The sequence below is a fragment of the Thermogutta hypogea genome, assembly GCF_055386265.1.
Map to the genome: position 1 here is coordinate 3127029 of NZ_AP042425.1, position 22322 is coordinate 3149350.

Below are 22322 nucleotides of genomic sequence, written 5' to 3' on the forward strand. Positions count from 1 at the left end.
GATCTTCCGTGCCGCCTTTCCGCCTCGCCGAAGGGTGCTGGGGGCTTCCGCCTGCTAACCCCGTTGGATCGGACGGCGCCAGCGGGGACGCGGCTTAAGGCCAGGAGGCTCGGTCGGCGAACCGACGACCTCATGATCGGAATCCGGAGCCTCCACGAGCCGAACGAACGTGAGCAAGCCTGAGCGACCGCGTCGGGCGACCCTGACACCGCCGCCCGGTCGGTCTATACTGAGAAAATGGCAAAGAGAAAACGGCAACGGCCGGCGGGGACCGCCTACGCCCGTATTGTCGCTCCTGTTTTTCAACTCGTGAATTTTTCAATTCCCGAAAAGCTCATATCGGCGATGGAACCGTTCGCGATCGTCTTGGGAACGAAGAATCGAAAGAAGGTCCGCGAGCTGGCCGACCTGCTGGGCCTGGGCGGGATCGCGTGGCGCTCGCTGGACGATTTCCCCGGCCTCCCGGCCGTCGCGGAGACGGGGGCGACTTTCGCCGAAAATGCCCGGTTGAAGGCCCAAACTTATGCTCAGGCAATCGGCCGCTGGGTTCTGGCCGAAGACAGCGGCTTGGAGGTGGACGCCCTGGGCGGGGAACCGGGGGTGCGGTCGTCCCGGTTCGCGGGCGAGCCTGCCGATGACGCGCGGAATAACGCCCTCTTGCTGGAACGGCTCCGCGACGTGCCTGACGATCGACGCGGGGCGCGGTTCGTGTGCCACATGGTGTTGGCTCGGCCGGACGGCACAACGGCCGCTGCGACCTCCGGATCCTGCCGCGGCGTTATCCTGCGCGAATTGCGCGGAACGGGCGGCTTCGGCTATGACCCGCTGTTCGAAATTCGCGAATATCACCGCACGTTGGCGGAACTGGGACCGGCCGTGAAGAGCTGCATCAGCCACCGCGCCAGGGCGGCGCGGGCGATGGCGCCGCACCTATGGAGTCTCGCGGCCGATGCCCCCGCGATCGCCGGCAAAGACGGCGCTTAGAAAAACGGCCGGAATGTCGCGGCCGTTTTTCCGCGAGGCTTCGGCCAAGGGCACACCGCGGAGGTCAACGAGGAATCCCTATGAGCACGGAAAGGATTTGGGCGCCGTGGCGACTCGGTTACATCCAGTCGGCGGACCGGCCGAGCGAAGAACCCTTCCCCGCCGAAAAGCTGCTTCCCGGCGGTGATCCCGGCTGTTTCCTGTGCAGGGCGGCGGCGGACCCCGATCCGGCCGAGCGACTGGCGGTGATCTCCGATCCGCTGACGGTCACGGTTCTCAATCGCTATCCCTACAACAACGGCCATCTGCTGGTGGCCCCTCGCCGTCATGTGGGCGACTTGACCGAGCTCACCCCCGAAGAACACCAGGCCCTGATGCTCAGCATCGGCCGGATGGTGGAATTGCTCCGCCGGGTCATGAATCCGGACGGGTTCAATATCGGTCTGAATCTAGGGCGGGCGGCCGGGGCGGGCCTGCCCGGTCACCTGCACTGGCACATCGTGCCGCGCTGGAACGGCGACACGAACTTCATGCCCGTCTTGGCCGACGTCAAAGTCATCCCCCAGTCGCTGGAATCGCTCCGCGAACAGCTCCGATCACATCTGGCCCGGGGTGCCGGCGCCCTCTCCTCGCCGCATTGACGCCGCCTGAGACCCGCCGGAAGAATAACCCCGTCCCAAGGGATGCCTTTCTTGTCCCCGGGCCGAAGTCTTCCGGGAGCGACGGCTCGGCCGACCACCTGACCGTCACCGATTGGCTGTGTCTTCATGGAACGTCGCAAGGTCGTGATCGTGGGAGCCGGGCCGGGCGGTCTTGCCGCCGCCATGCTGTTGGCGCGGGCCGGCATGCAAGCCACCGTTTTGGAACGCTTGCCCCACGTCGGCGGCCGCAACTCCCAGGTCGTGCTGGACGGCTTTCGCTTTGATCGCGGCCCGACCTTTCTCCATTACCCGTGCGCCCTGCGCGAGATTTTTACGGCCGTGGGACGCAGTTGGGATGAAGAAGTCCCGTCGGTGCCGCTCGACCCGCTGTACCGTTTGATCCTGGGCGACCGCGGCACGTTGGATACGACGCCGGACGTGTCGCGGATGGAAGAGCAGATTCGCCGCCTGGCCCCCGGTGACGTGAGCGGATTCCGCCGCTATTTGACGGCGAATCGGGCGAAGCTGCGGGCGGCCTTGCCTTGTTTGCAACGCCCCTTCATGCGATGGGCGGACTTTCTGGAACCGCAAGTCCTGGGCGTCCTTCCGTACCTGCGTCCCTGGGCGTCCCTGCATGCCGAGTTGGGTCGCTTCTTCCGCGATCCTCTCTTGCGTCTGGCGTTCACGTTCCAGTCCAAGTACCTGGGGATGTCGCCGTTTCGTTGCCCCAGCCTGTTTTCGATTCTGTCGTACCTAGAATACGCCTATGGGATTTTCCACCCCATCGGCGGCTGCAACGCCGTGCCGAGGAAGATGGCCGCCCTTGCCGAAGAATTCGGCGCGGAGATTCGCACCGCGGAGGAGGTGCAGGAACTGCGTTTTCAGGGACGGCGGGTGGTCGCCGCGCGGACCCAAGCCGGCGAATATCCCTGCGATGCCTTGGTCCTCAACGCCGATTTCGCCGCCGCCATGTCGCGCCTGGTCCCCAATCACCTGCGCCGCCGCTGGAGCAACGAACAATTGGCGAAAAAGCGATTCTCGTGCTCGACGTTCATGCTCTATCTGGGCATCGAGGGGCGACTGGATTCCCTCGCTCATCACAACATTTACGTCCCGAATCATTACTTCGAACATTTGGAAGACGTGGAGGTGCGTCACGTCTTGTCCGAGGAACCGGCCTTTTACATCCAAAATGCCTGCGTTACGGACGCCTCGTTGGCGCCCCCGGGCATGAGTACCCTGTATGTCTTGGTCCCGGTGAGCCATCGGCACCCCAACATCGACTGGTCGCGCGAGCGCGACGGCTACCGGAAACGCGTCCTGAGCGAAATACGCCGGGTCCTCGGCATCGACCTCGAACCGCGGATTCGCGTGGAGCAGGTTTGGACTCCCGACGATTGGGAGGCCATGCAAATCTACAAAGGGGCCACGTTCAATCTGGCCCACAGCCTGGATCAAATGCTGATCTTCCGGCCGCACAATCGTTTCGAGGAGTTGGAGGGCGTCTATTTGGTCGGCGGCGGTACCCATCCCGGCAGCGGCCTACCGACGATCTTCGAATCCTCGCGGATCGCGGCGCGTCTGGTGCTGCAAGACTTGGGTCAAGACGTCGGTTTTCTGCGTCCCGCTCCGCTCAGCCCGTCACCGTACGGCCTTTGAAATACCAAGCTGAACGGCGTCGGAACGCAGCGTATCGAGGCGACTCGGCATCTTCGGAATCTCGGGGAAAAGCCATGGCGGATCAGGCGAGAGTGGGCATCATCGGAGGCGGACTCGGCGGTTTGGCCGCCGCTTGCACCCTGGCGGCGCGGGGACATCGCGTGCTGCTGCTGGAACGCAATCCCTTCCTCGGCGGTAAGGCCTGCGTGCTGGAAGAGGCCGGTTTTCGGTTCGACATGGGACCTACGATCCTCACGCTCCCCTCCGTGCTGCGGCGGATTTTCGCCGAGGCAAGCGTTCCCTTGGAGGCCGGCCTCGAACTGATCGAACTCGACCCCCAATGGCGATGCTTTTTCGAGGATGGCAGCCGGTTGGATCTGGTCAGCAACGTGGACGATATGGCCGACCGCCTGCGCGACTTCTGCGGCAGCGGCGAAATCGGCGACGGTTACCGGCGCTTCATCGAACTGTCCCGGCGTCTGCACGACATCTCGGAACGCTATTTCTTTTGGCGCAGCGTCGGTTCCGTCCGGGATACCTTTCGTTTCGGGGGCACGTTCCAGCCCGGCGTCCTCCGCGACCTGTGGAGTCTTCGCTTCGGGCGGAGCGTGGCGGGCACGGTTCGCGCTCACGTGCCCGAGGGCCGCGCCGCGCAGATGCTGGACCACTTTACGCAGTACGTCGGCTCGTCTCCCTTCCTGGCCCCCGCCGTGCTCTGCGGCATCGCCCACATGCAGGTGGCGGAAAAGGTGTGGTATCCCCGCGGAGGAACCGGCGCCGTGCCCCGGGCCTTGGCCGAATTGGCCCGGAAGCTGGGCGCCGAATTGCGGACGGAGTGCCCCGCCCGCCGCATCCTCACGGAGAACGGTCGCGTGCAGGGCGTGGAAACCGAGTCCGGCGAGCGAATCGCGCTGGACGCGGTGATCTCCAACGCCGACAGCGTTCGGACGCATCGGGAACTGTTGGCCGACCAAGCGGCAGCCCGATTCTTGGGTCGTCGCCGCTACGAACCGGCCTGCTCCGGTGTGGTGCTGTATCTCGGATTATCGAAGAAGTACGATCATCTCCTGCATCACAACTTCGTATTCTCTCGGGACGCGGAGGAGGAATTTCAGGCGATCTACGGCGAGGGTCGGCCGGCGCCGGACCCCACGTGTTATCTGGCCGCGCCGTCCGTCACCGAGCCGGAGGTCGCGCCCCCCGGCGGCGAGGCCCTGTACGTGCTGGTCCACACGCCGTACCAGCGCCCGCAACATCGCTGGTCGGAGATGCTGCCGGAATATCGGAAGACGATCCTGGCCAAGCTGGCGCGAACCGGCGGCATGCCCGATATCGAAAGCCGGATCGTCGTGGAACGATTCCTGACGCCGGAGGATATCGATCGCCGCTACGCCGTCCTCCAGGGGGCGATTTACGGCCTGGCCAGCCACGGTCGCTGGGCGGGGGCGTTCAAGCCCGCCAACCGCAGCCCGGATATCCGCGGACTCTATCTCGCCGGGGGTTCCGCTCATCCCGGCCCCGGCATGCCGATGGCGCTGATGTCCGGCTGGATTGCCGCCGACGCACTGCACCACGACCTTCACGCCGGTTCTTAAAGCCATGGACCGTCCCGTCGTCTCACCTTGGCTTCGGCGTTGGTTTTGTTGGTACGTCCGGGGATATCTTCGCAAGCATTTCCACGCCGTGCGAGTCGCACCGCCGCCCGCCGGCTTTCCCGACGCCCGAAACGCCTCCCAACCGTTGATCGTGTTCATGAACCACGCCTCCTGGTGGGATCCTCTGACGGCCTTGCTCTTGGCCGAGCGTTTTTGGCCGGGGCGACCGGTGTATGCCCCGATGGACGCCGCGGCCCTCCGTCGCTACCCCTTTTTCCGGCGCTTGGGCATCTTCGGCGTCGAGCCGGGCTCCCCCGCCGGGGCGTTGGTCTTCTTGCGCACCGCCGCCGGGGTCCTCCGTGAGCCGGAGTCGATCCTATGGTTGACGCCGCAAGGCCGGTTTGCGGACGTCCGCGAGCGGCCCGTCACATTCGCGCCCGGCCTGTCGCACCTCGTGCGCCGCCTGGAACGCGGCCTGCTCTTGCCGCTGGCCGTGGAGTACGTTTTTTGGGAGGAGCGGACGCCCGAGATTTTGGCCCGATTCGGAACCGTTCTCTCCGTGGCGGAACTTCGCGGGAGTTCTGCGGCAGCCGTCCAAGGGCGACTCGAATCGGCCCTGCAAACGACGATGGATGAGCTGTCCGGCGACGCCGTCGCGCGGAAAATCGCCGACTTCGAGACGGTGCTTGCGGGCCGGGCCGGCGTCGGCGGAATCTACGATCTGTGGCGTCGCTTGCGCGCCGCGGTGATGGGCACCCGCTTCGAGCCTCATCACGGGAGGCCGGCATGATCGTCCAAGCGACGGCAATCCTCTGCTTTTTGGCCGCACTCCTTCCCGCCCTGATGCTCCTGGCGAATTGGCGTCGCTTCCGTCTCGCCCCGGCCGCCGAGCGCGCGACTCCGGGCGATCCGCCGCCGAGCGTCTCCGTGCTGATTCCGGCCCGGAACGAGGCCGCCAACATCCGCACAACCCTGGAGCACGTCTTGGCCAGCCGGGGTGTCGATTTGGAGGTTATCGTCCTCGACGACGCCTCGGAAGATACCACGGCCGCCGTGGTGCAAGAGATAGCGGATCGCGACCGGCGGGTGCGATTGGCCGCCGCTCCCCCGCTCCCGGACGGCTGGTGCGGCAAGCAACACGCCTGCCAGATCCTGGCGGAGTCGGCCGACCGCGAGACTCTTATCTTCCTCGACGCCGACGTCCGGCTCGCCCGCGACGCCTTGCAGCGCATCACCATGTTCCTGCACCAATCCGGGGCGCAATTGGTGAGCGGTTTTCCCCATCAAGAGACGGGCAGCCTCGCGGAAGAACTGATCGTCCCTTTGATCCACTTCGTCCTGCTCGGCTTCTTGCCCCTGGGGCGGATGCGGGCAAGCTCGCACCCGGCCTACGGATCGGGTTGCGGCCAGCTCTTCGCCACACGCAAGAGCGATTACCGGCGCGCGGGAGGTCACGCCGCCGTTCGCGCGTCGCTGCACGACGGGCTGCAACTTCCTCGGGCATACCGTCGGGCCGGAATGATGACCGACGTGTTCGACGCTTCCGACATCGCAACCTGCCGCATGTACCGCGGCTTGGGAGAGGTCTGGCGGGGTTTCGCCAAAAACGCGACCGAGGGCTTGGCTGCCCCTGCGACGATTTTGCCCGCCACCTTGCTGCTCGGTTTGGGGCACGTGCTGCCGCCGGTCTTGCTCCTGCTCGAGTTGCCGCAGGGCCTGTGGCGTCCGGCCGGACTTTGGGCCGTCGCCGCCCTTGCGACGAGCTATCTCCCTCGGATCGCCCTGGCCCTTCGCTTCCGTCACCCCTGGCGGGGAACGATGCTGCATCCCCTGGGCATCGCCCTATTCTTGGGAATCCAATGGTGGGCATGGCTCCGCGCCCGACTCGGCTACAAGGCCGGCTGGAAAGACCGCGGATACATCCCGAACTGACTTCCGGAGGATTCGGCATCGCGGCCGGAGCGGTCTCGCGGCGGATGCGTGCGACACGGCCCGATCACGCCCCGGACGACGCCCCCGGTGGAAGCGGCTCTCGGCCCAGCAGGCGGTCCACGGCGGCGCCGATATCGGGTTCGCGCATCAGGCTTTCGCCGACCAGCACGGCTTGCACGCCGCAAGCGGCCAACCGGCGAAGGTCGGCGTGGGTTTGAATGCCGCTCTCGCCGACGACGCAGCGATCGGCGGGAATCTCCGCCCGCAAACGGATGGTGTGCTCCAAGTCCACTTCGAAGGTCCGCAGATTGCGGTTGTTGATCCCGATCAATTGAGCGCCCAAGGCCGCCACGCGAGGCAAGTTGCTCGCCTCGTACAGTTCCACCAGCGGCGTCATGTGCCAGCGCAACACGGCCTCGTACAAGGCGGCCAAGGCAGCGTCATCCAGGCATTCAGCGATGAGGAGCACGGCGTCGGCCCCGTGCACGCGGGCCTCCAAGACCTGGTACGGATCGAGGATGAAGTCCTTGCGAAGCACGGGGATAGAGACCGCCCGACTCACGCTCGCCAAGAATTCGAGTCGCCCTTGAAAATGCGGCTCATCCGTCAAAACGCTGATGCAGGCGGCACCGTGACGCTCGTAGGTCCGGGCGATTTCCACGGGCTGAAAGTCCTCCCGAATCAACCCCTTGGACGGGCTGGCCTTCTTGACCTCGGCGATCAGGGCGATCGACGCGCTGTGCCGAACGGCTCCCAAGAAGTCGCGCGGCGGCGGAACATGCTCGATCCGGCGGAGCAGCTCCGCCTCCGGCACGTGGACTTTGGCACGTTCGATTTCTTCTCGCTTGGTGGCGACGATACGATCCAGGATGTTGCTCATGATTCGGTCCACGATCGCTGTAGGGAACGCCGCGACCGGCTCCTCGCCCAACCTTCGTTTCACGCCGGCGACGATGGCGGCGTCCGAACTTCAGGCGGCCGGGTCGCGCGGGAAAAATCCACGATCCACGCGCCGGGAACGCGGGACTCCACGACCTGCAACGCCAGATTCACCCACGCCGCGCAGCGATCCAACACGGCGCTGTCGGCCGAAGCCGCCGTTTCCGCCGCTTGTACCAAAAGCGTGTCCGGATTGAAGACCAACTCGACCGTCCAGCGCCATCCGCGGCAGGCGGCCGTCGTCTCGATCAGGCGTTTCAACCGTCCGCTATTGGAGACCGGTCGATCCAGGTACCATCGGCACGAGCGGACGGCATGTTGTTCGAGGGTGCTTCCGATCGCCTCCAAGGCGGCGGCGGTTTCCGCGACCTTGCGGTACGACCCGTGCATACTCGCCATGTCGCGGAGGGCTCCGTCGCGGCCGAGCAGCAACACTCCCCCGCCGAGCGCCGCTTCGACCGTGGTCAGGACGTTGTAGCCGTCCAGGGCGAGGGCACCTTGCGCCAAATCCGCGAGCGCGACTTGACGCTCTCGGCGATGCCGCGCCTCCGCCTCGGTACAGGCGCAGCGTTCCAAGGCGATTCTTTGCCGCGCGGTCAGGCCGTAGCGGTCACCCACCAATTTCAGCGACGACGGCACCGCGTAGCCGCGATCCAGCAACCAGCAAAGGTCCGCGAAAGCCCCGGCCAGACGCGGAAGCTGATCGGCGGCGAAGAGCCGCTCGTCCTCGGGATGCGGGCCGCGATGGCGGCGTGAATCGGGCACGGCCGAACTTCCGCTAGCGCTCATAAGTCCCCATCAATTCGGCCTGACCCACGATGTGGTCCTTCATGTTCATCCACAGGACCGCCTTCGTGACTCCCGGCTCGATCACCAGCTTGGCATCCAGCGCGTAAAGTCGGAAGTAGTACCGGTGTCGTCCGTGGCCGGGCGGGGGCATCGGGCCGCGATAGCCGATCGTCTGACCGCTGGGCCAGGAATTCTTGCCTTGCAAGGCGCCCTCCGGATGCGCGAGCCGCGACGTCTTGGCCACATTTTCCGGCAAGGAGGTCGTTTGGGGCGGGATCTTGTAGATCACCCAGTGGACCCACGGCTCCTTCGTCGGCGCATCGGGATCCTCGCAAATTAGGGCCAGCTCCCGGGCCCCCTCCGGCACGCCCTTCCATTCCAAGGGCGGCGAGACGTCCGCGCCCTCGCCCGTGTACTTCTTGGGGATGGGCTTCCCGTTCTCGAAAGCCGAACTCGTCAGTGTGAAGGCCATGACCTCACCTCCTTCCGCCTTCGAGGCGCGCGAATCGGGCGACGTCGGAGCCGCCGTTTCGCCGTCCTCCGCCTTTGCCCCCAAGTCTTCCCCGGTCGGCCCCAGCCCCTCCGCCGCGGCCCGCGATGCGTCGGGAAGAGCTGCGGCGTCGGCTGTTACCGCTTCCCGTTCCGCCGCCGACTCGGCCGCGTCGCCTCGGCAGCAAGGCGGTACGTCACCGACGATTTGAAAGGCTCGGCCCGACTTATCGTTCGGCGACGTCTTACCGCAACCGCCTGCTAGAAGAATCACCGCGAGGACCGTCCCGATCGCCGGTCCCACGAGGCCGCACGCCGCACGCTGCCGCATGGCATCCCCTCCCGATCCGTTGCCCGTCGCGAGATCGGCGTCACCCTTTTACGACGCCGAGCGGGCGTAAGCGGGCGACTTTCTTGGCCAACCCCGCCCGTTCCACCACATCCACCACCACGCTGACATCTTTATACGCCTCGGGGTGCTCCTCCGCGAGACCTTCCCGGCTGTGTGCCTTGGCCACAATGCCCTTTTCGGCGAGTTCGCGTTCGATGCGCCGCCCTTTTGCACGAGCCGAGGCCGCCGTGCGACTGAGGACGCGGCCCGCCCCGTGGCAGGTCGTGCCGAAGGTCTTCTCCATGGCGTCGGGCAGGCCCGCCAGGACCCAGCTCTCCCGGCCCATGTCCCCGGGAATGATGACCGGCTGGCCGACGTGCCGGTAACGGTCGGGGACCTCGGGGTGTCCGGCGGGAAACGCCCGCGTGGCGCCCTTGCGGTGCACGCAAAGCAGCTTCTCTTTGCCGTCCACGACGTGCCGCTCCAGTTTGGCGATGTTGTGGGCGACGTCGTACACCAAGCCCAGCCCCAACTCCTCCCACGATTTGCCGAAGAACTCCTGAAAGGCCTCGCGGGTCTGCCACATCAAGAGTTGGCGGTTGGCCCAGGCGAAATTGGCTGCCGCCCGCATTCCCGCCAAGTACCGCCGCCCTTCCGGACTATCCACGGGCGCGCAAACCAATTGCCGGTCGGGCAACTCGATCCCGTATCGTTCGGGACATCGGCGCATGGCTTTCAATGCATCGTCGCAGACCTGATAGCCCAGCCCCCGCGATCCGGAGTGGATCATGACGCAAACCTGCCCCACCTCCAGCCCAAAGGCCTCGGCCGCTCGGCGGTCCAGGATTTCATCGACGACTTGCACTTCCAGGAAGTGATTGCCGGCTCCCAAGGTGCCGCATTGATCTCCGCCCCGCTCCTTGGCGACCGGGCTGACGCAATCGGGATCGGCATCGGGCAAAGCCCCCTCGGCCTCGGTCAGCGCGACGTCGCTCTCCGTCGCCAGTCCGAGCCTCGCCAAATACTTGACGCCGTCGGCCAGGAGGGCGTCCATTTCAGCCCCGGCGAAGAGATAGGGACCGCCTTTGCCCACCCCGGCCGGCACGCGGCGAAAGAGGACGTGGATCAACTCCGGCAAGCGAGCGCGGATGTCCTCCGCCCGAATATGGCTGCGCATCAACCGCACGCCGCAGTTGATGTCGTAGCCGACGCCCCCCGGCGAGATGACGCCGCCCTCGGCGGGGTCGGTCGCCGCGACGCCCCCGATGCAGAAACCGTAGCCCCAATGGATGTCCGGCATGGCTAGACTGGCCCCCTGGATCCCCGGCAGATGGGCCACGTTGGCAACTTGCTCCGGCGCTTGGTCCGAGCGAATCTGGTCGAGCAGGCGCTCATCGGCGAAAATCCGCCCCTCGACCCGCATCCCGGGTTTGTAACCCCGGGGAATGCGCCAGGTAGTCTCATCCACGCGTTGGAGCGGTCCCCGGAATCCGTCTTTGCCCATCCCACGAATCCCCCGACAATCCGTTTCCCGAGATCAAATACAGGGCGGTAATCCGCAGCACCTCGAAAGCCGGCCGCCTCGCGCCGGTGCCGAAACCCGCTCCTTCCGTGGCAGGAAACTTGCCCGACGGCAAAAAGCGGTCACGACGACGAACCGGCCGTCCCCGCCCCACGCTTCGGAGAAAGAAGGCGGCCTTCGGCATCCCAATTCTATACCAAGCTCGATACCGAGGCTCTATACCGAGCGGAGAGTCTCCGCGCGGTATTCGGCGGTGACTTTGGTCGTGATCCCCCCGCGGGGTCTGAAATCCGCGACTACCTGCATCCAGCGGGGTTTCAAAATCCCTGCGAGGTCGTCCAGAATGCGATTCGTCACGTGCTCGTAGAAGATCCCCATGTTGCGGTAGGCTTGGAGATACAGCTTCAGGCTCTTCAGCTCCACACAAAGCTGACTCGGGATATACACGATGGTCATCGTCCCGAAGTCCGGTTGGCCGGTCTTGGGGCAGACCGACGTAAACTCCGGGCAAACGATCTCGATCGTGTACTCGCGCTCGGGGTACTGGTTTTGGAAGGTTTCGAGGATGTCGCGAAGATTCTCAGTCACCGGCAATACTCCTTTCTCAAAGATTACCATTGTGGCATGATGGGAGAAAGGCGGGAAGGAAACTCGACCATGGCGCGGGGCCCGACGCCCGCATTCTCGCCCCCGCCTCATTCAAATCCCATGTCTGGCAAGGCCGTAGTGCTACTATCCGGAGGTTTGGATTCCGCGACGGCGGCGGCCGAGGCGCGCCGGGCCGGATTCGACCTGTACGCGCTGACCGTGGACTACGGGCAACGGCATCGATTCGAGCTGGAAGCCGCCCGGCGGGTGGCCGAGTCCCTCGGCGTAAAACGGCACGTCTTTTTGCAAGTGGACTTGACCCTTTTCGGCGGCAGTGCCCTGACGGATCGCCTGGCCGTTCCAAAAGACCGCGTCGGCGAATCCGTACCGCAAGATATTCCGGTCACGTATGTTCCGGCGAGGAACACCATCCTGTTGGCACTCGCCCTGGCGTATGCCGAAACAGCAGGATCGGGCGATATTTACCTCGGAATCAACGCCTTGGACTACAGCGGTTATCCCGACTGCCGGCCCGAGTTCTTGCAGACCTTCCAGCAGTTGGCCAACCTGGCCACCAAGGCGGGCGTCGAGGGGACGACCGCCTTTCGCATTCACGCCCCCTTGATCCGCATGAGCAAGGCCGAGATCATCCGCCGCGGCCTAGAGCTGGGCGTAGATTACGGCTTGACACACAGTTGCTACGACCCTTTGCCGGACGGTAGAAGTTGCGGACGATGCGACGCCTGCCGGCTCCGTCGCCGCGGTTTCGCCCAGGTCGGCATCCCGGACCCCATCCCGTATGCCGATGACGCGACCGCTCCCCCGCCGTAACGCGGCTCCGCCGGACGCCGGTAACCGCGTTGCGTACCGCGGGAAGAATCCCCGGCCCGATTACGAAACCGGCGAATCCGACGAATACAATAGAGGGATTACCGATATCCCGCCGACCGAGGTACCCGACTCGTGAACCAAGGCGCATCCACACCGACGATCTTGGCCCCCCCAAGAACGGGGGAAGCGGCCGGACTGTCGTTTCGGGTGGCGGAAGTGTTTCCATCGCTGCAAGGCGAAGGACTGCTGACCGGCACCCCAAGCGTCTTCATCCGATTGAGCGGCTGCAACTTGCGGTGCCGCTTTTGCGATACGCCTTACGCCTCCTGGCATCCCGAAGGGGAACGACTGACGCTGGAGGACCTGGTATCGCGTCTGAAGCAATACCCGGCCCGGCATGTGGTCATCACGGGCGGGGAGCCGATGCTGTTTTCCCGGTTGCCCCGGCTGTGCGAGGCCTTGGACCGGCTGGGCCGCCACATCACGATCGAGACCGCCGGCACGCGGTATCTATCCCTTGCCTGCCACCTGATGTCGATCAGTCCCAAACTGAGCAATTCCACGCCCGATCCCGCGCAACATCCCCGCTGGTCGGCCGTCCACGATCACCGAAGGTGGCAACCGGAGATCGTGCGGCGGTTGACGGCGGAGTATGACTACCAACTCAAATTCGTCGTGGACCGGCCCGAGGACTGCGACGAAGTGGCGGCGTATCTACGGCGTTTTCCCGCGGTTCGGAAGGATCGCGTACTCTTGATGCCTCAGGGAACGGACCCGGCGGAACTGGAGCGCAAACGCCGGTGGCTGGAACCGTACTGCGCACAGCACGGGCTGGTCTTCTGTCCGCGGAAGCAGATCGAGTGGTTCGGCTGCCGCCGCGGCACGTGAGCGAAAACCGATCCCGGCTCGCGGCGCAAACGGGCGGCGGGTGCTAGGCGTTGCAGCGTCCCGCGATCGGTCGCAAGGCCGCGCGACGGGGCTGCGCCGCCTACCGTCCCGGCGGCAAGGCCGCCTGCCAACCGGCGTGCAGCAGCTCCGCCAGTTCCCGGCGAACCTCGGCATAGGCGGGGTCGTCCACCAAATTCACCGTCTCCCAAGGGTCCTTTTCCAGGTCGTACAGCGCGGCGGGGATGGGCGCCTTCTTGCTGAACTCCATGTAGCGGTAACGTTTGGTCCGAACCGCTTGACCGAATGCGTCGCCGTCGTCTTCCACGATAAAGGCCGCTTTCTTCCACGGCCGCCCCGGATCCTCCAGTAAAGGCACGAAGCTGGTCGCTTCGACGTTCTTCGGCACTTCCATCTTCAGCAATTCCCCTAGGGTCGGCACCAAGTCCACGAATTCGACGATCTCGTCGCAGACCTTACCGTTACCGGCAGCGCCGGGCACCCGAACGATCAGCGGCGCGCGATGCGTCGCCTCCAGCATCGAGTATTTGGACCAGAAGCCGTGGTCGCCCAGGTGAAAGCCGTGATCGCCCAGGAAGATCACGATCGTGTTCTCGGCCAGTCCGGTCTTCTCCAACGTTTCCAGGACCATGCCGATGTTATCGTCCACCATCGTCAGGCAGGCATAGTAGGCTGCCAAGGCGGCTTTGGCCTGTTCCAAGGTCGGTTGTTGCTGAGTGAAAATGTCGGGATTGCCCCCTGTCGCACGCTTGGGATAGGGAAAATTGACCAGCGAGTCGGGCGGGGCCGGAAAGTCGGGCAGCGCGGCCGGATCGTACAGGGCCACGTACTCCTTCGGCGCGATCAGCGGTGTATGCGGGCGCGATTGGGAGAGCGCCAGGAAGAATTGCCGATCACTCTTGGCGAATTCCTCGAGTAGCGCCGCGGCGGTGGCCGCCATGCGATAGTCGCCCTCCTGCTCCCGTGTCAGTCCCGAGTCGCCGTAGCGATCGGAATGCCGCCGTCGCCACTCGACGTATTCGCGGCTGCTCTGATCTTTCGGCGCCGGTTCCCAGCCTGCCGGACGCGGCACGGGGGGAAACTTCAAAACCGGTTCCGGCCCGCTCCAGCCCGTCGGCCGTTGGTAGTGCTCGATGCGATCGAAGGCCGCGATCTGTTTCTCCGCGTAGTCCAGGCGATGGAAGAACTTGCCCACCACGGCGGTATAGATTCCCCGAGCCTTCAGCATCTCGGGCAACGTCGACACGTCGGGAGGCATGACCTCGTCCATGACATGGCCGTTGGCCGTGACGCCGGTGGTCAACGGTCGCAGCCCGGTCAAGAAGGCCGTCCGCGAGGGATTGCAACAGACCGCCTGGACGTAGGCCCGATCGAAACGAATGCCGGTCTCGGCCAAACGGCTGAGATGCGGCGTGCGGCAAACGGGATTGCCGTAGCAGCCCAAGGCGGCGGCATTGCAATCCTCGATATTGATGAACAACACGTTCATCTTGGACGTGTCCGGGCCGGTCGCCCCCGCGATCGTGCCCGCCCAAACGATTCCCACCACAACGGCCAAGGTGTGCCACAGTCGCATGTTCGCGCCTCCCCTGATGACGCCGTACTCCGGCAGATTGCTCCGGCGGATGATGTTATCGAGCCTCGGGGACCGTTCCCCTAAGCCGACCGGCTGCCGTAACCGAAACCGCCTGACATCTTAAACCGCGCGGACCGAATTTGCGAGCCGACGTCGAGGGCAATGCGTGGTTGCTGCATCCGCCACGGGGTCGGACCAAAGATTCCGACCGAGGATTCCGCCCACCGCCGACGCGCGCCCGTGCCTCCGGCCGGAGCGTCGGTTGAAATAGCCTCTGAAATAAACTAATTTAATATGCAAGTCGGTTCCCGCGATGACGCCGGATCGCTGCCGTGAAATGCTTTTGGCTTCGGTATGAAATCCTTCATCTCGTCTTCCTGGCCGCTGATCTTCCTCTCCGTTCTGCTTGGGATCCTTCTCGGCTCGGGAGCCTATACGGCGTATTACGCCAACGGGCTTTCGTATCTGAGCAACGATCCCCAGGCCTGCGTCAACTGCCACATCATGCGCGAGCACTACGACGGCTGGCAAAAGGCGGGGCACCACGCCGTCGCAACCTGTAACGACTGCCACGTTCCCCATGCCCTAATCCCCAAGTACCTGGCTAAGGCCGAAAACGGCTACCGCCATTCCAAGGCCTTCACCTTGCAGGACTTTCACGAGCCGATTCGGATTCGCCCGAGCAATTCCGAAATGCTCCGCCGAAATTGCATCGAGTGCCACCAAGAGATGGTCAGTTGGATCGTCGCCTTGGACGACGAAGAACATTCGCTGAGTTGCGTCCACTGTCACGCCGACGTGGGTCATGGTCCGACGAAGTAGGAAACCGCTTTCATGAGCCGGCCGCAACAATCGCCTTCTCCCTTCCGTCGCGTCGCCGTTGCGCTTTACGTGGTCGTGATCCTCGTCACGGCCGTTGCAACCGCGGGCGTGATGGCCCTATGGCAAAACATCTCGCTCCGCAAGCAGGAGTCCCTGCAAACCGTCTTCGAAGTAGTCAAGCTGACGGAAGACACCGTCGATCCGGCGGAATGGGGCAAGAACTTCCCACGACAATACGACAGCTACAAACGGACCGTGGATACCGAGCGGACCCGGTTCGGCGGCAGCGAGGCCTTCCAAAAGCTCGACGAAGACCCACGCTGGCGCGTCCTCTTCCAAGGTTACGCCTTCAGCGTCGATTACCGCGAAGAGCGGGGACACGCCTACATGCTGCAAGACCAAGAGGAGACCGAGCGGGTGCGGCAGTTCAAGCAGCCGGGCGCCTGCCTGCACTGCCATGCGGCCGTGCTGCCGGCCTACCGTGAGATGGGCCGCCGCGCCGGCATCCCCGACGACCGCCGTCAAGAGCAGATCATGAAGGGTTTTGAGGTCGTTTGCGCCATGCCTTGGAACGAGGCCCGCAACTTGACGGATGACCAAGGCCGCAAGCTCATCGATCACCCCGTGACCTGCCTGGATTGCCACGATCCGGCGACCATGCAATTGCGGGTCACGCGGCCGGGATTCCTCAACGGCATTCAGCGCTTGGCCGAGTCCGAGGACGAGGTCCCGCATTTCCCCAGCATTGCCCGCTGGCGCAAAGGTTCCCGAGACAAACCCTACGACCCCAACCGCGAGGCATCGCGACAGGAGATGCGTTCCATGGTTTGTGGGCAGTGCCACGTGGAATACTATTTCAAGGGTCCGGAAAAGCTGCTGACCTATCCTTGGCACAACGGGCTGAAGATGGAGCAGGAAGAGGCCTATTATGACGAAGTCGGGTTCACCGACTGGAAGCACGCCGTTTCGCAAGCCCCGATGCTCAAGGCCCAGCATCCCGAATTCGAGATGTGGAGCCAGGGAATTCACGCCCGAAGCGGCGTGGCCTGCGCCGACTGCCACATGCCCTACGTCCGCGTGGGCGCCGTCAAAATCAGCGACCATCACGTCCGCAGCCCGCTCTTGAATATCTCCCGGGCATGCCAGACCTGCCACCGCTACCCGGAGGACGAAATCTTGGCGCGCGCCGAGGCGATCCAAACCCGCACCAAGGGATTGATGGAGCGGGCCGAAATCGCCGTGATGGACCTGATCGACGCCATCGTTGCGGCGGAAAAGTCGGGTGCCGACGCCGCGGCCCTCGACGCGGCGCGACAGTTGCACCGGCGATCCCAATGGCGATTGGATTACGTGGCGGCCGAAAACTCGATGGGTTTTCACGCACCGCAGGAAGCCGCCCGCATCCTGGCCGAGGCGATCGACCTGGCGCGGCAGGGACAGGTTTCCCTACCCCGAGTAGAAAAGGCCGCCGATCAGCAGGGGCCCATCCAGCCAGATACCTCGCCGCAGTGAGGTCAGGACCGAAAAGCCGATCCGCACCGGCTCAGCCCTGGGTTACTTTTCCGCAAAACTCGCGGCACTTGCTTGCTTTGTCCAATTTGCCTAATTAAGATCGAGGTGTGTCGTCATCCCGCTGCAATCCACCCCGGCGGTGGCGCGGCCGAGGGTCCCGCAGTCGGCGACGGCACGCATCGCGTTTTCGCGGTTTGCCGCCGGGTGTACCGACGACGGCGATTTCCGTGTATTTCGGGTGAGTGTAGTTCCATTGCCGAGGCGATAACGCAATGCGGCTGCACCGTCTTGACGGCCCGGCCAAGGCCTGCGAGTCGGTCGAGCGAAAACGGTCCCGAGACGTTCCGATGGAGAGGCTCCTCATGAATCGATCTGGTTCTTTGCGTCGATGGCTGGGCGGCCTGCTGCCCGCCGTACTTTGGGCGGTGACTTTGGTTTCTCCGCTATGGGCGGAGGATCAAAACATCCCCCCGAACGCCCCGGCCGGCGTGCTCGTCAGCCCGGACGGCGTGCTCCGTTTGCAGACGGCGGCAGACCCCATGGGCACGGTGATGCGGGAGCGTGTCGCGGCGGCTCGCCAGGCTCTGCCCCCGGATATCATTCGGTACAGCCGCCTCCGCAAGGTCTCGCTCCCGCGATTGGAGCGGGCCATCATTGCCGCCAACGGTGTGGTCTCGGACGAGATGCGCTACATGGCGGGATTGCTTCGCGTCCGGTACGTGTTCGTCTATCCCGAGAGCGGGGACATCGTCCTCGCCGGACCGGCCGAAGGCTGGGTTCCGGATCCGGCCGGCCGCGTGGTGGGGATTACCAGCGGCAAACCGGTCATTCAGTTGCAGGACGTGGTGACCGCCCTGCGGGCGTATCCCTCCGGCAAGGAAGGCCCCGCCGTCATCGGCTGCTCGATCGATCCCACCCAGGAAGGGCTGGCCAAGATGCAGGAATTCTTGCGGCGGATGGGCGGAACCTTCCCCCGCGGCCAGGAACTCCAGACCGCCCGATACATGAGCACCGGCGTCAAGAATAGTCTGGGCCTGCAAGAGATCACGATCGAGGGCATTCCGGCCGACACCCACTTCGCCCGCATCCTCGTGGAAGCCGACTACCGTATGAAGCTGATCGGCATCGGCCTGGAGACGCCGCCCGTCCGCTTGACCAGTTTTGTGGAAAAAGCCGCCTCGTCGGCCGTCTCGGCGAACGCCCTGTTCCGCTGGTACTTCGTGCCGGATTATCAATGCCTCCGCGTGACTGAGGACGGAGCCGGCCTGGAGTTGGTGGGCGACGGTGTAAAATTGGTGGGCGAAGACGAAGTCGTCATGGCCGGCGGCGCCCGAGCGCAAGCGGCGACCTCGAATGCGGCGAGCCGGGCCTTCACCACCAGCTTCACCAAGAAATATCCCGAGCTGGCCGCCCGATCCCCGGTTTATGCCGAACTCAGGAACGTGATCGACTTGGCCGTCGTCGCGGCCTACATCCAAAAGCAAGACTTCTACACGCAAGCCGGCTGGAAGATGGAGTTCCTCGGCGACGAGTCGAAGTTCCCCGTCCGCACGTATCCCGCCCCGAAGCAAGTGGAATCGGCGGTGAACGCCATCATCAAGGGCAGCCGGATCATGACCCCCATTGGCGGGGGAGTACAAATCGAGGCCGAAGAGGCCCTGCAAGCCGAGAACCTCTTGCCGGACGAAGGCGATCAGGTCCGCAAGTTGCGAGAGGAAGTCAAAGTCTCCCTGCCCGCCGATACCTGGTGGTGGGATTGACGGTGACCTGACCGCAGGGTTCCACCCGACGGTACACGGTACGTCTTGAGCCGCGAACTCTAAGGACACCATATAACCGCCGACGTCTTGTCGGCGGTTTTGTTTTGCGCCCCCGCGCGATAGCGCCGCATGGCCGGCTCGATCGCACGCGCGACAGCTATTCCGTTCTTCTCATCGCCAGCTCCTCGCCCCATCCGGATGGCCCCCCCTTTGGTGTCCGCGCGGATCGGTTTCCACCTTCTCCTGATTGGTTAGCACTACACACTCACAGAATGATTCTTCAGCAAAAAACCACAACCGATGATTTGTCACAAAATCATTGACACAGATGATTGCTTCACTTATACTCCACACAACAGTGTGGTTCGCTGATGCGGTCCCTGGTTTTCCTCTTTTCATCTTATTGGAGGACTCACAATGGCGAGGCGAATGTCGATTCTCAGAAAAGGCGGCGGCTCGATAGGGCAAGCGCGAGGTTTTACCCTCGTCGAACTGTTGGTAGTCATTGCGATCATTGGAATCTTAATCGCGCTTTTGCTCCCTGCGGTACAAGCGGCTCGGGAAGCCGCTCGACGAGCGCAATGCACCAACAACATGAAACAATTGGTGTTGGCCGCCCACACGTATCACGACACGTTTACTCGGCTCCCGGCACGACAAGCCGGAACAGGCACGATTCCCACGGGCGGGTTGCGATTACGCATGAGCGGCTTCGTGGCCATGGCGCCCTATTTTGAACAAAAGGCACTCTACGACCAGATTATCGCCGCCAACAATGCCCCTTGGAGCAACAACACCTGGTGGAATACGGTTCTGCCGGTGTTAAACTGCCCCAGCGATACGGGCACCGTGCCTCCTTACGGTACGGCGAGAGGGAGGATTAGTTACGGTTTTTGCGCGGGCGACACCTACGTATCTTCGGTCGTCAGTCCCACGGAAAGAACGGATCAGGCGCTCGCGGACCAACGGCGCTCCATTCCCAACCGCGGCATTTTCGGCCGGTTGGACTTTACGCCGATGGCGCACATCACCGACGGTACAAGTAATACCATCGCCTTTGCGGAACGTTCGCGTCCCAACAACAATCGCAGCCGCGGCATGGTGGTCGTGGACGCCTCGGGCGATCCCGCCACCTATATTCCCTTCACGTGCCGCGCTTATTGGGTGGGGAACCAATACTCTGCGGCGGCCGTGCCCTTCAGTCAGGATACCTCTCCGGGCTATCGCTGGGGCGACGGCGCAGCGTTTTTCCACGCCGTGGTAACGATCCTGCCGCCGAATACGTCGGTGTGCCTCATCGGTGACCCCGCGTGGCAAAGCGGTGGAGGGCACTACGCGCCGGGAATTTGGAATTCCACCAGCGACCACCCAGGCGGCGTCAACGTCGCCATGGCCGACGGCAGCGTGCGGTTCATTAGCGAGACCATCAACACGGGAAATCTCGCGTTGGTTCCCCCGGCGGCGACCTCCACGGGTCCCAGCCCTTACGGAGTCTGGGGCGCCCTCGGCACCAAAGCCGGCGGCGAAACGCTCACCAGTTTTTAGCCGCATGTAGTTGCATGTCACGGCGGGTTTGAGTTTTCTCATGAACCGGGAGAGGGTTCCAGCATGCGTGGTCTTCTCGTCGTTGGGTGTGCCTTGACTACCGCGATGTTGTTCGTGAACGGCTGCGGCGGCGGGGATTCGCGAAATCTCCCCGCGACGGTCCCGGCTTCGGGATATGTCTATCTCGACGGAAACCCGGTGGAGGGGGCGGCCGTCGTGTTCATCCCGGAGGATATCCAATCCGGGAATCCGGCCCAAGGCATGACGAATGCTGCGGGATACTTCGATTTGCAAATCGAGGGCAAGAAAGGGGCGGTGCCGGGACGCTACATCGTCCAGGTCGCCAAGACGTTGGAGGTGCCCATGGAAGGGGGCCCGCAAGCGGCCGGCGAGAGCGAAGACTTCCGCGCGGTCACCTATAAGAATGTGCTCCCTGCGAAGTACGCCAACATCGCGACTTCCGGTTTGAAGGTGGAAGTTCCGGAAAGCGGAATCAAGGACATCAAACTGGAGCTCAGCTCCCAACCTTGAAAGGATTCGTTCCGCCCGAAAAAACGGTTGAACAATCGCAACCGACTTCGTAATCGATGCCGCGGTCTTACCTGGCCGCGGCATCTTTGCGTTGGGCTTCAAACAAGTATTGGTTTCGCGACCGCGCCGTGCGCCGCCGGACGATTGCAGCATCGTGTGCGGTCCATCAAGCCGACGGCATCGGCTCGGCGGCGTACCATGCCTCCGCGTCGCAAACAGGGATCGCAGGGGAGGTCGGCGGCGGCGTCGAACGGGAAAGGCAAATCACTTCGCCGATGAACCAGCGGTAGTCGCGGATGGGAAGGAACGTCGTGCCTTGCCGTCCTGCCAACGTCATGAAGCAAAACAGCAAGGACAAGAGGAATCCCTGGACGATCAACACGCAGGCCAAGCCGGCCGCCGACGTGGCCCAGCCGGGAATCGCCCAGGGGGTGAACAATCGCACGGCGATCACAACCATCAAGGCGGCGAAGGCCGCCGCGATGCAGGCCGTGGCGGCGAGCAACAATCGAATGCCGACGGTTTCGGCATGCACGGACAGGGCGGAAAGCCCATGCTGGATCAGCCCCGTCAGCCCCATGCCCGACCTGCCGAACGAGCGCCGCACGCGATCGGCGGGCACCTCGCAGCAGGGAAGACGCGTCTTGAACACCGCTGCCGCGTAGTGATTCCAGATCTCCCAAGCGGCGGTGAGGCTTTGGAGGTGCCGGCGCGGAATGACGCTGAAATTGCCCACGCGCCAGGAACGCCCCGTCAATACCCGATACAGTGCCCGGTATGCCAAGTAGCCTAGGCGAAAGGTCACTCCTTCGGCACGCCGCCGTCGCCGCGCGAAGACGATCTTCGTCATCCCTTCTTCCTCAGCGCGGTCTATCAGGCGGGGTACGTCGGCGGGGTTGTCCTCGCCGTCGCAATCCATGACCACCACGCCGCGGCAGGGAATGTTTTCAGCGATGTACGCCAACCCCACCGCGATGGCCCGTTGATGCCCCAAGTTCCGACGCAGTCGGAGCACGCGGATTTCGTCGATTACGGACGCTGGAGGGAGGTTCGGCGGGACCAGCGGCTCCGAGGATCCGTCGTCGGCCAAAACGACGATGACGCGGTGATTCCGCCTGCCGGCCGCGGCCTCATCGCTAAGTACTGTGTGCAAGGCGGTGACGGTGCTCTCCGCCGCCGACCGGTCGTTGAAAACCGGCATCAGCACGACCCACGGATCGCAGGCCGCGATGGCAACGCCGGTGTTCGAGGATGAATCGCGAGCGACGGCGGACACGCCGGACCTTTCTCGTATAGACCCACAGGAATCGCCGGACGATGCTCCGTGCGGCGCATCGAAAGCTCCATGGAAATCTACCTTGCGGAAGAGG

Annotated in this window: 20 protein-coding genes; 13 read left to right on the forward strand and 7 right to left on the reverse strand. The window is 64.0% G+C overall.

The window, feature by feature from the left end; all coding sequences use genetic code 11:
* Positions 1–345: 345 nt before the first annotated feature.
* From rdgB to ACZ5B4_RS11265, 6 genes are all read left to right on the forward strand, one after another.
* Entirely contained in the window at positions 346–984 is a 639-nt protein-coding gene (rdgB, locus tag ACZ5B4_RS11240; RefSeq protein ID WP_464911324.1) for an RdgB/HAM1 family non-canonical purine NTP pyrophosphatase, read from the forward strand.
* An 80-nt stretch (positions 985–1064) separates the two neighbouring features.
* A complete protein-coding gene (locus tag ACZ5B4_RS11245; protein ID WP_464911325.1) occupies positions 1065–1625 on the forward strand; it encodes an HIT family protein in 561 nt (186 codons plus the stop codon).
* A gap of 126 nt (positions 1626–1751) precedes the next feature.
* Entirely contained in the window at positions 1752–3284 is a 1533-nt protein-coding gene (gene crtI, locus ACZ5B4_RS11250) for a phytoene desaturase family protein (RefSeq protein ID WP_464911326.1), read from the forward strand.
* 74 nt (positions 3285–3358) lie between these two features.
* Entirely contained in the window at positions 3359–4879 is a 1521-nt protein-coding gene (locus tag ACZ5B4_RS11255) for a phytoene desaturase family protein (protein ID WP_464911327.1), read from the forward strand.
* 4 nt (positions 4880–4883) lie between these two features.
* A complete protein-coding gene (locus ACZ5B4_RS11260; protein WP_464911328.1) occupies positions 4884–5669 on the forward strand; it encodes a lysophospholipid acyltransferase family protein in 786 nt (261 codons plus the stop codon).
* On the forward strand, positions 5666–6811 hold the full coding sequence (locus tag ACZ5B4_RS11265) for a glycosyltransferase family 2 protein (protein ID WP_464911329.1): 1146 nt from the start codon (positions 5666–5668) through the stop codon (positions 6809–6811). The genes ACZ5B4_RS11260 and ACZ5B4_RS11265 overlap by 4 nt, the downstream gene beginning before the upstream one ends.
* A gap of 64 nt (positions 6812–6875) precedes the next feature.
* Here the strand turns inward: ACZ5B4_RS11265 and trpC are convergent, their stop codons facing one another.
* The 5 genes from trpC to queF all read right to left on the reverse strand — a co-directional run bounded on the left by trpC (position 6876) and on the right by queF (position 11475).
* The gene (trpC, locus tag ACZ5B4_RS11270) at positions 6876–7691 is read right to left on the reverse strand and encodes an indole-3-glycerol phosphate synthase TrpC (protein WP_464911330.1); all 816 of its coding nucleotides are present in this window, start codon (positions 7689–7691) and stop codon (positions 6876–6878) included.
* Positions 7692–7750: 59 nt separating this feature from the next.
* Complete coding sequence (locus ACZ5B4_RS11275) at positions 7751–8515, reverse strand: DUF434 domain-containing protein (protein ID WP_464911331.1); 765 nt, start codon at positions 8513–8515, stop codon at positions 7751–7753.
* A gap of 13 nt (positions 8516–8528) precedes the next feature.
* Positions 8529–9359 (reverse strand): YbhB/YbcL family Raf kinase inhibitor-like protein, encoded by an 831-nt coding sequence (locus tag ACZ5B4_RS11280; protein ID WP_464911332.1) that lies wholly within the window; start codon positions 9357–9359, stop codon positions 8529–8531.
* A 40-nt stretch (positions 9360–9399) separates the two neighbouring features.
* Positions 9400–10863, reverse strand: coding sequence for an RtcB family protein (locus ACZ5B4_RS11285; protein ID WP_464911333.1), 1464 nt, complete (start codon positions 10861–10863; stop codon positions 9400–9402).
* A 234-nt stretch (positions 10864–11097) separates the two neighbouring features.
* Positions 11098–11475 (reverse strand): preQ(1) synthase, encoded by a 378-nt coding sequence (queF, locus tag ACZ5B4_RS11290; protein ID WP_464911334.1) that lies wholly within the window; start codon positions 11473–11475, stop codon positions 11098–11100.
* Between the two features lie 63 nt (positions 11476–11538).
* Between queF and queC the strand changes: the two genes are divergently transcribed.
* Positions 11539–12300: a 7-cyano-7-deazaguanine synthase QueC gene (queC, locus tag ACZ5B4_RS11295; RefSeq protein WP_464911335.1), complete on the forward strand. Its 762-nt coding sequence runs from the start codon at positions 11539–11541 to the stop codon at positions 12298–12300.
* Between the two features lie 132 nt (positions 12301–12432).
* Positions 12433–13188 (forward strand): 7-carboxy-7-deazaguanine synthase QueE, encoded by a 756-nt coding sequence (locus ACZ5B4_RS11300; protein ID WP_464911336.1) that lies wholly within the window; start codon positions 12433–12435, stop codon positions 13186–13188.
* 100 nt (positions 13189–13288) lie between these two features.
* On the opposite strand, the gene ACZ5B4_RS11305 is transcribed toward ACZ5B4_RS11300, so the two are convergent.
* Positions 13289–14782: a sulfatase gene (locus tag ACZ5B4_RS11305; protein WP_464911337.1), complete on the reverse strand. Its 1494-nt coding sequence runs from the start codon at positions 14780–14782 to the stop codon at positions 13289–13291.
* Between the two features lie 354 nt (positions 14783–15136).
* Here ACZ5B4_RS11305 and nrfH point away from each other — a divergent pair, with 354 nt between their 5' ends.
* The 5 genes from nrfH to ACZ5B4_RS11330 all read left to right on the forward strand — a co-directional run bounded on the left by nrfH (position 15137) and on the right by ACZ5B4_RS11330 (position 20952).
* Positions 15137–15604, forward strand: coding sequence for a cytochrome c nitrite reductase small subunit (gene nrfH, locus ACZ5B4_RS11310; RefSeq protein ID WP_464911338.1), 468 nt, complete (start codon positions 15137–15139; stop codon positions 15602–15604).
* 12 nt (positions 15605–15616) lie between these two features.
* On the forward strand, positions 15617–17116 hold the full coding sequence (locus ACZ5B4_RS11315) for an ammonia-forming cytochrome c nitrite reductase subunit c552 (RefSeq protein WP_464911339.1): 1500 nt from the start codon (positions 15617–15619) through the stop codon (positions 17114–17116).
* Between the two features lie 362 nt (positions 17117–17478).
* Positions 17479–18876, forward strand: a complete 1398-nt coding sequence (locus ACZ5B4_RS11320; protein ID WP_464911340.1) for a DUF1598 domain-containing protein — start codon at positions 17479–17481, stop codon at positions 18874–18876.
* Positions 18877–19293: 417 nt separating this feature from the next.
* On the forward strand, positions 19294–20421 hold the full coding sequence (locus tag ACZ5B4_RS11325) for a DUF1559 domain-containing protein (RefSeq protein WP_464911341.1): 1128 nt from the start codon (positions 19294–19296) through the stop codon (positions 20419–20421).
* 63 nt (positions 20422–20484) lie between these two features.
* Entirely contained in the window at positions 20485–20952 is a 468-nt protein-coding gene (locus ACZ5B4_RS11330) for a hypothetical protein (RefSeq protein WP_464911342.1), read from the forward strand.
* Between the two features lie 166 nt (positions 20953–21118).
* Here ACZ5B4_RS11330 and ACZ5B4_RS11335 read toward each other — a convergent pair whose 3' ends face one another.
* A complete protein-coding gene (locus tag ACZ5B4_RS11335) occupies positions 21119–22228 on the reverse strand; it encodes a glycosyltransferase (RefSeq protein WP_464911343.1) in 1110 nt (369 codons plus the stop codon).
* Positions 22229–22322: the final 94 nt, after the last annotated feature.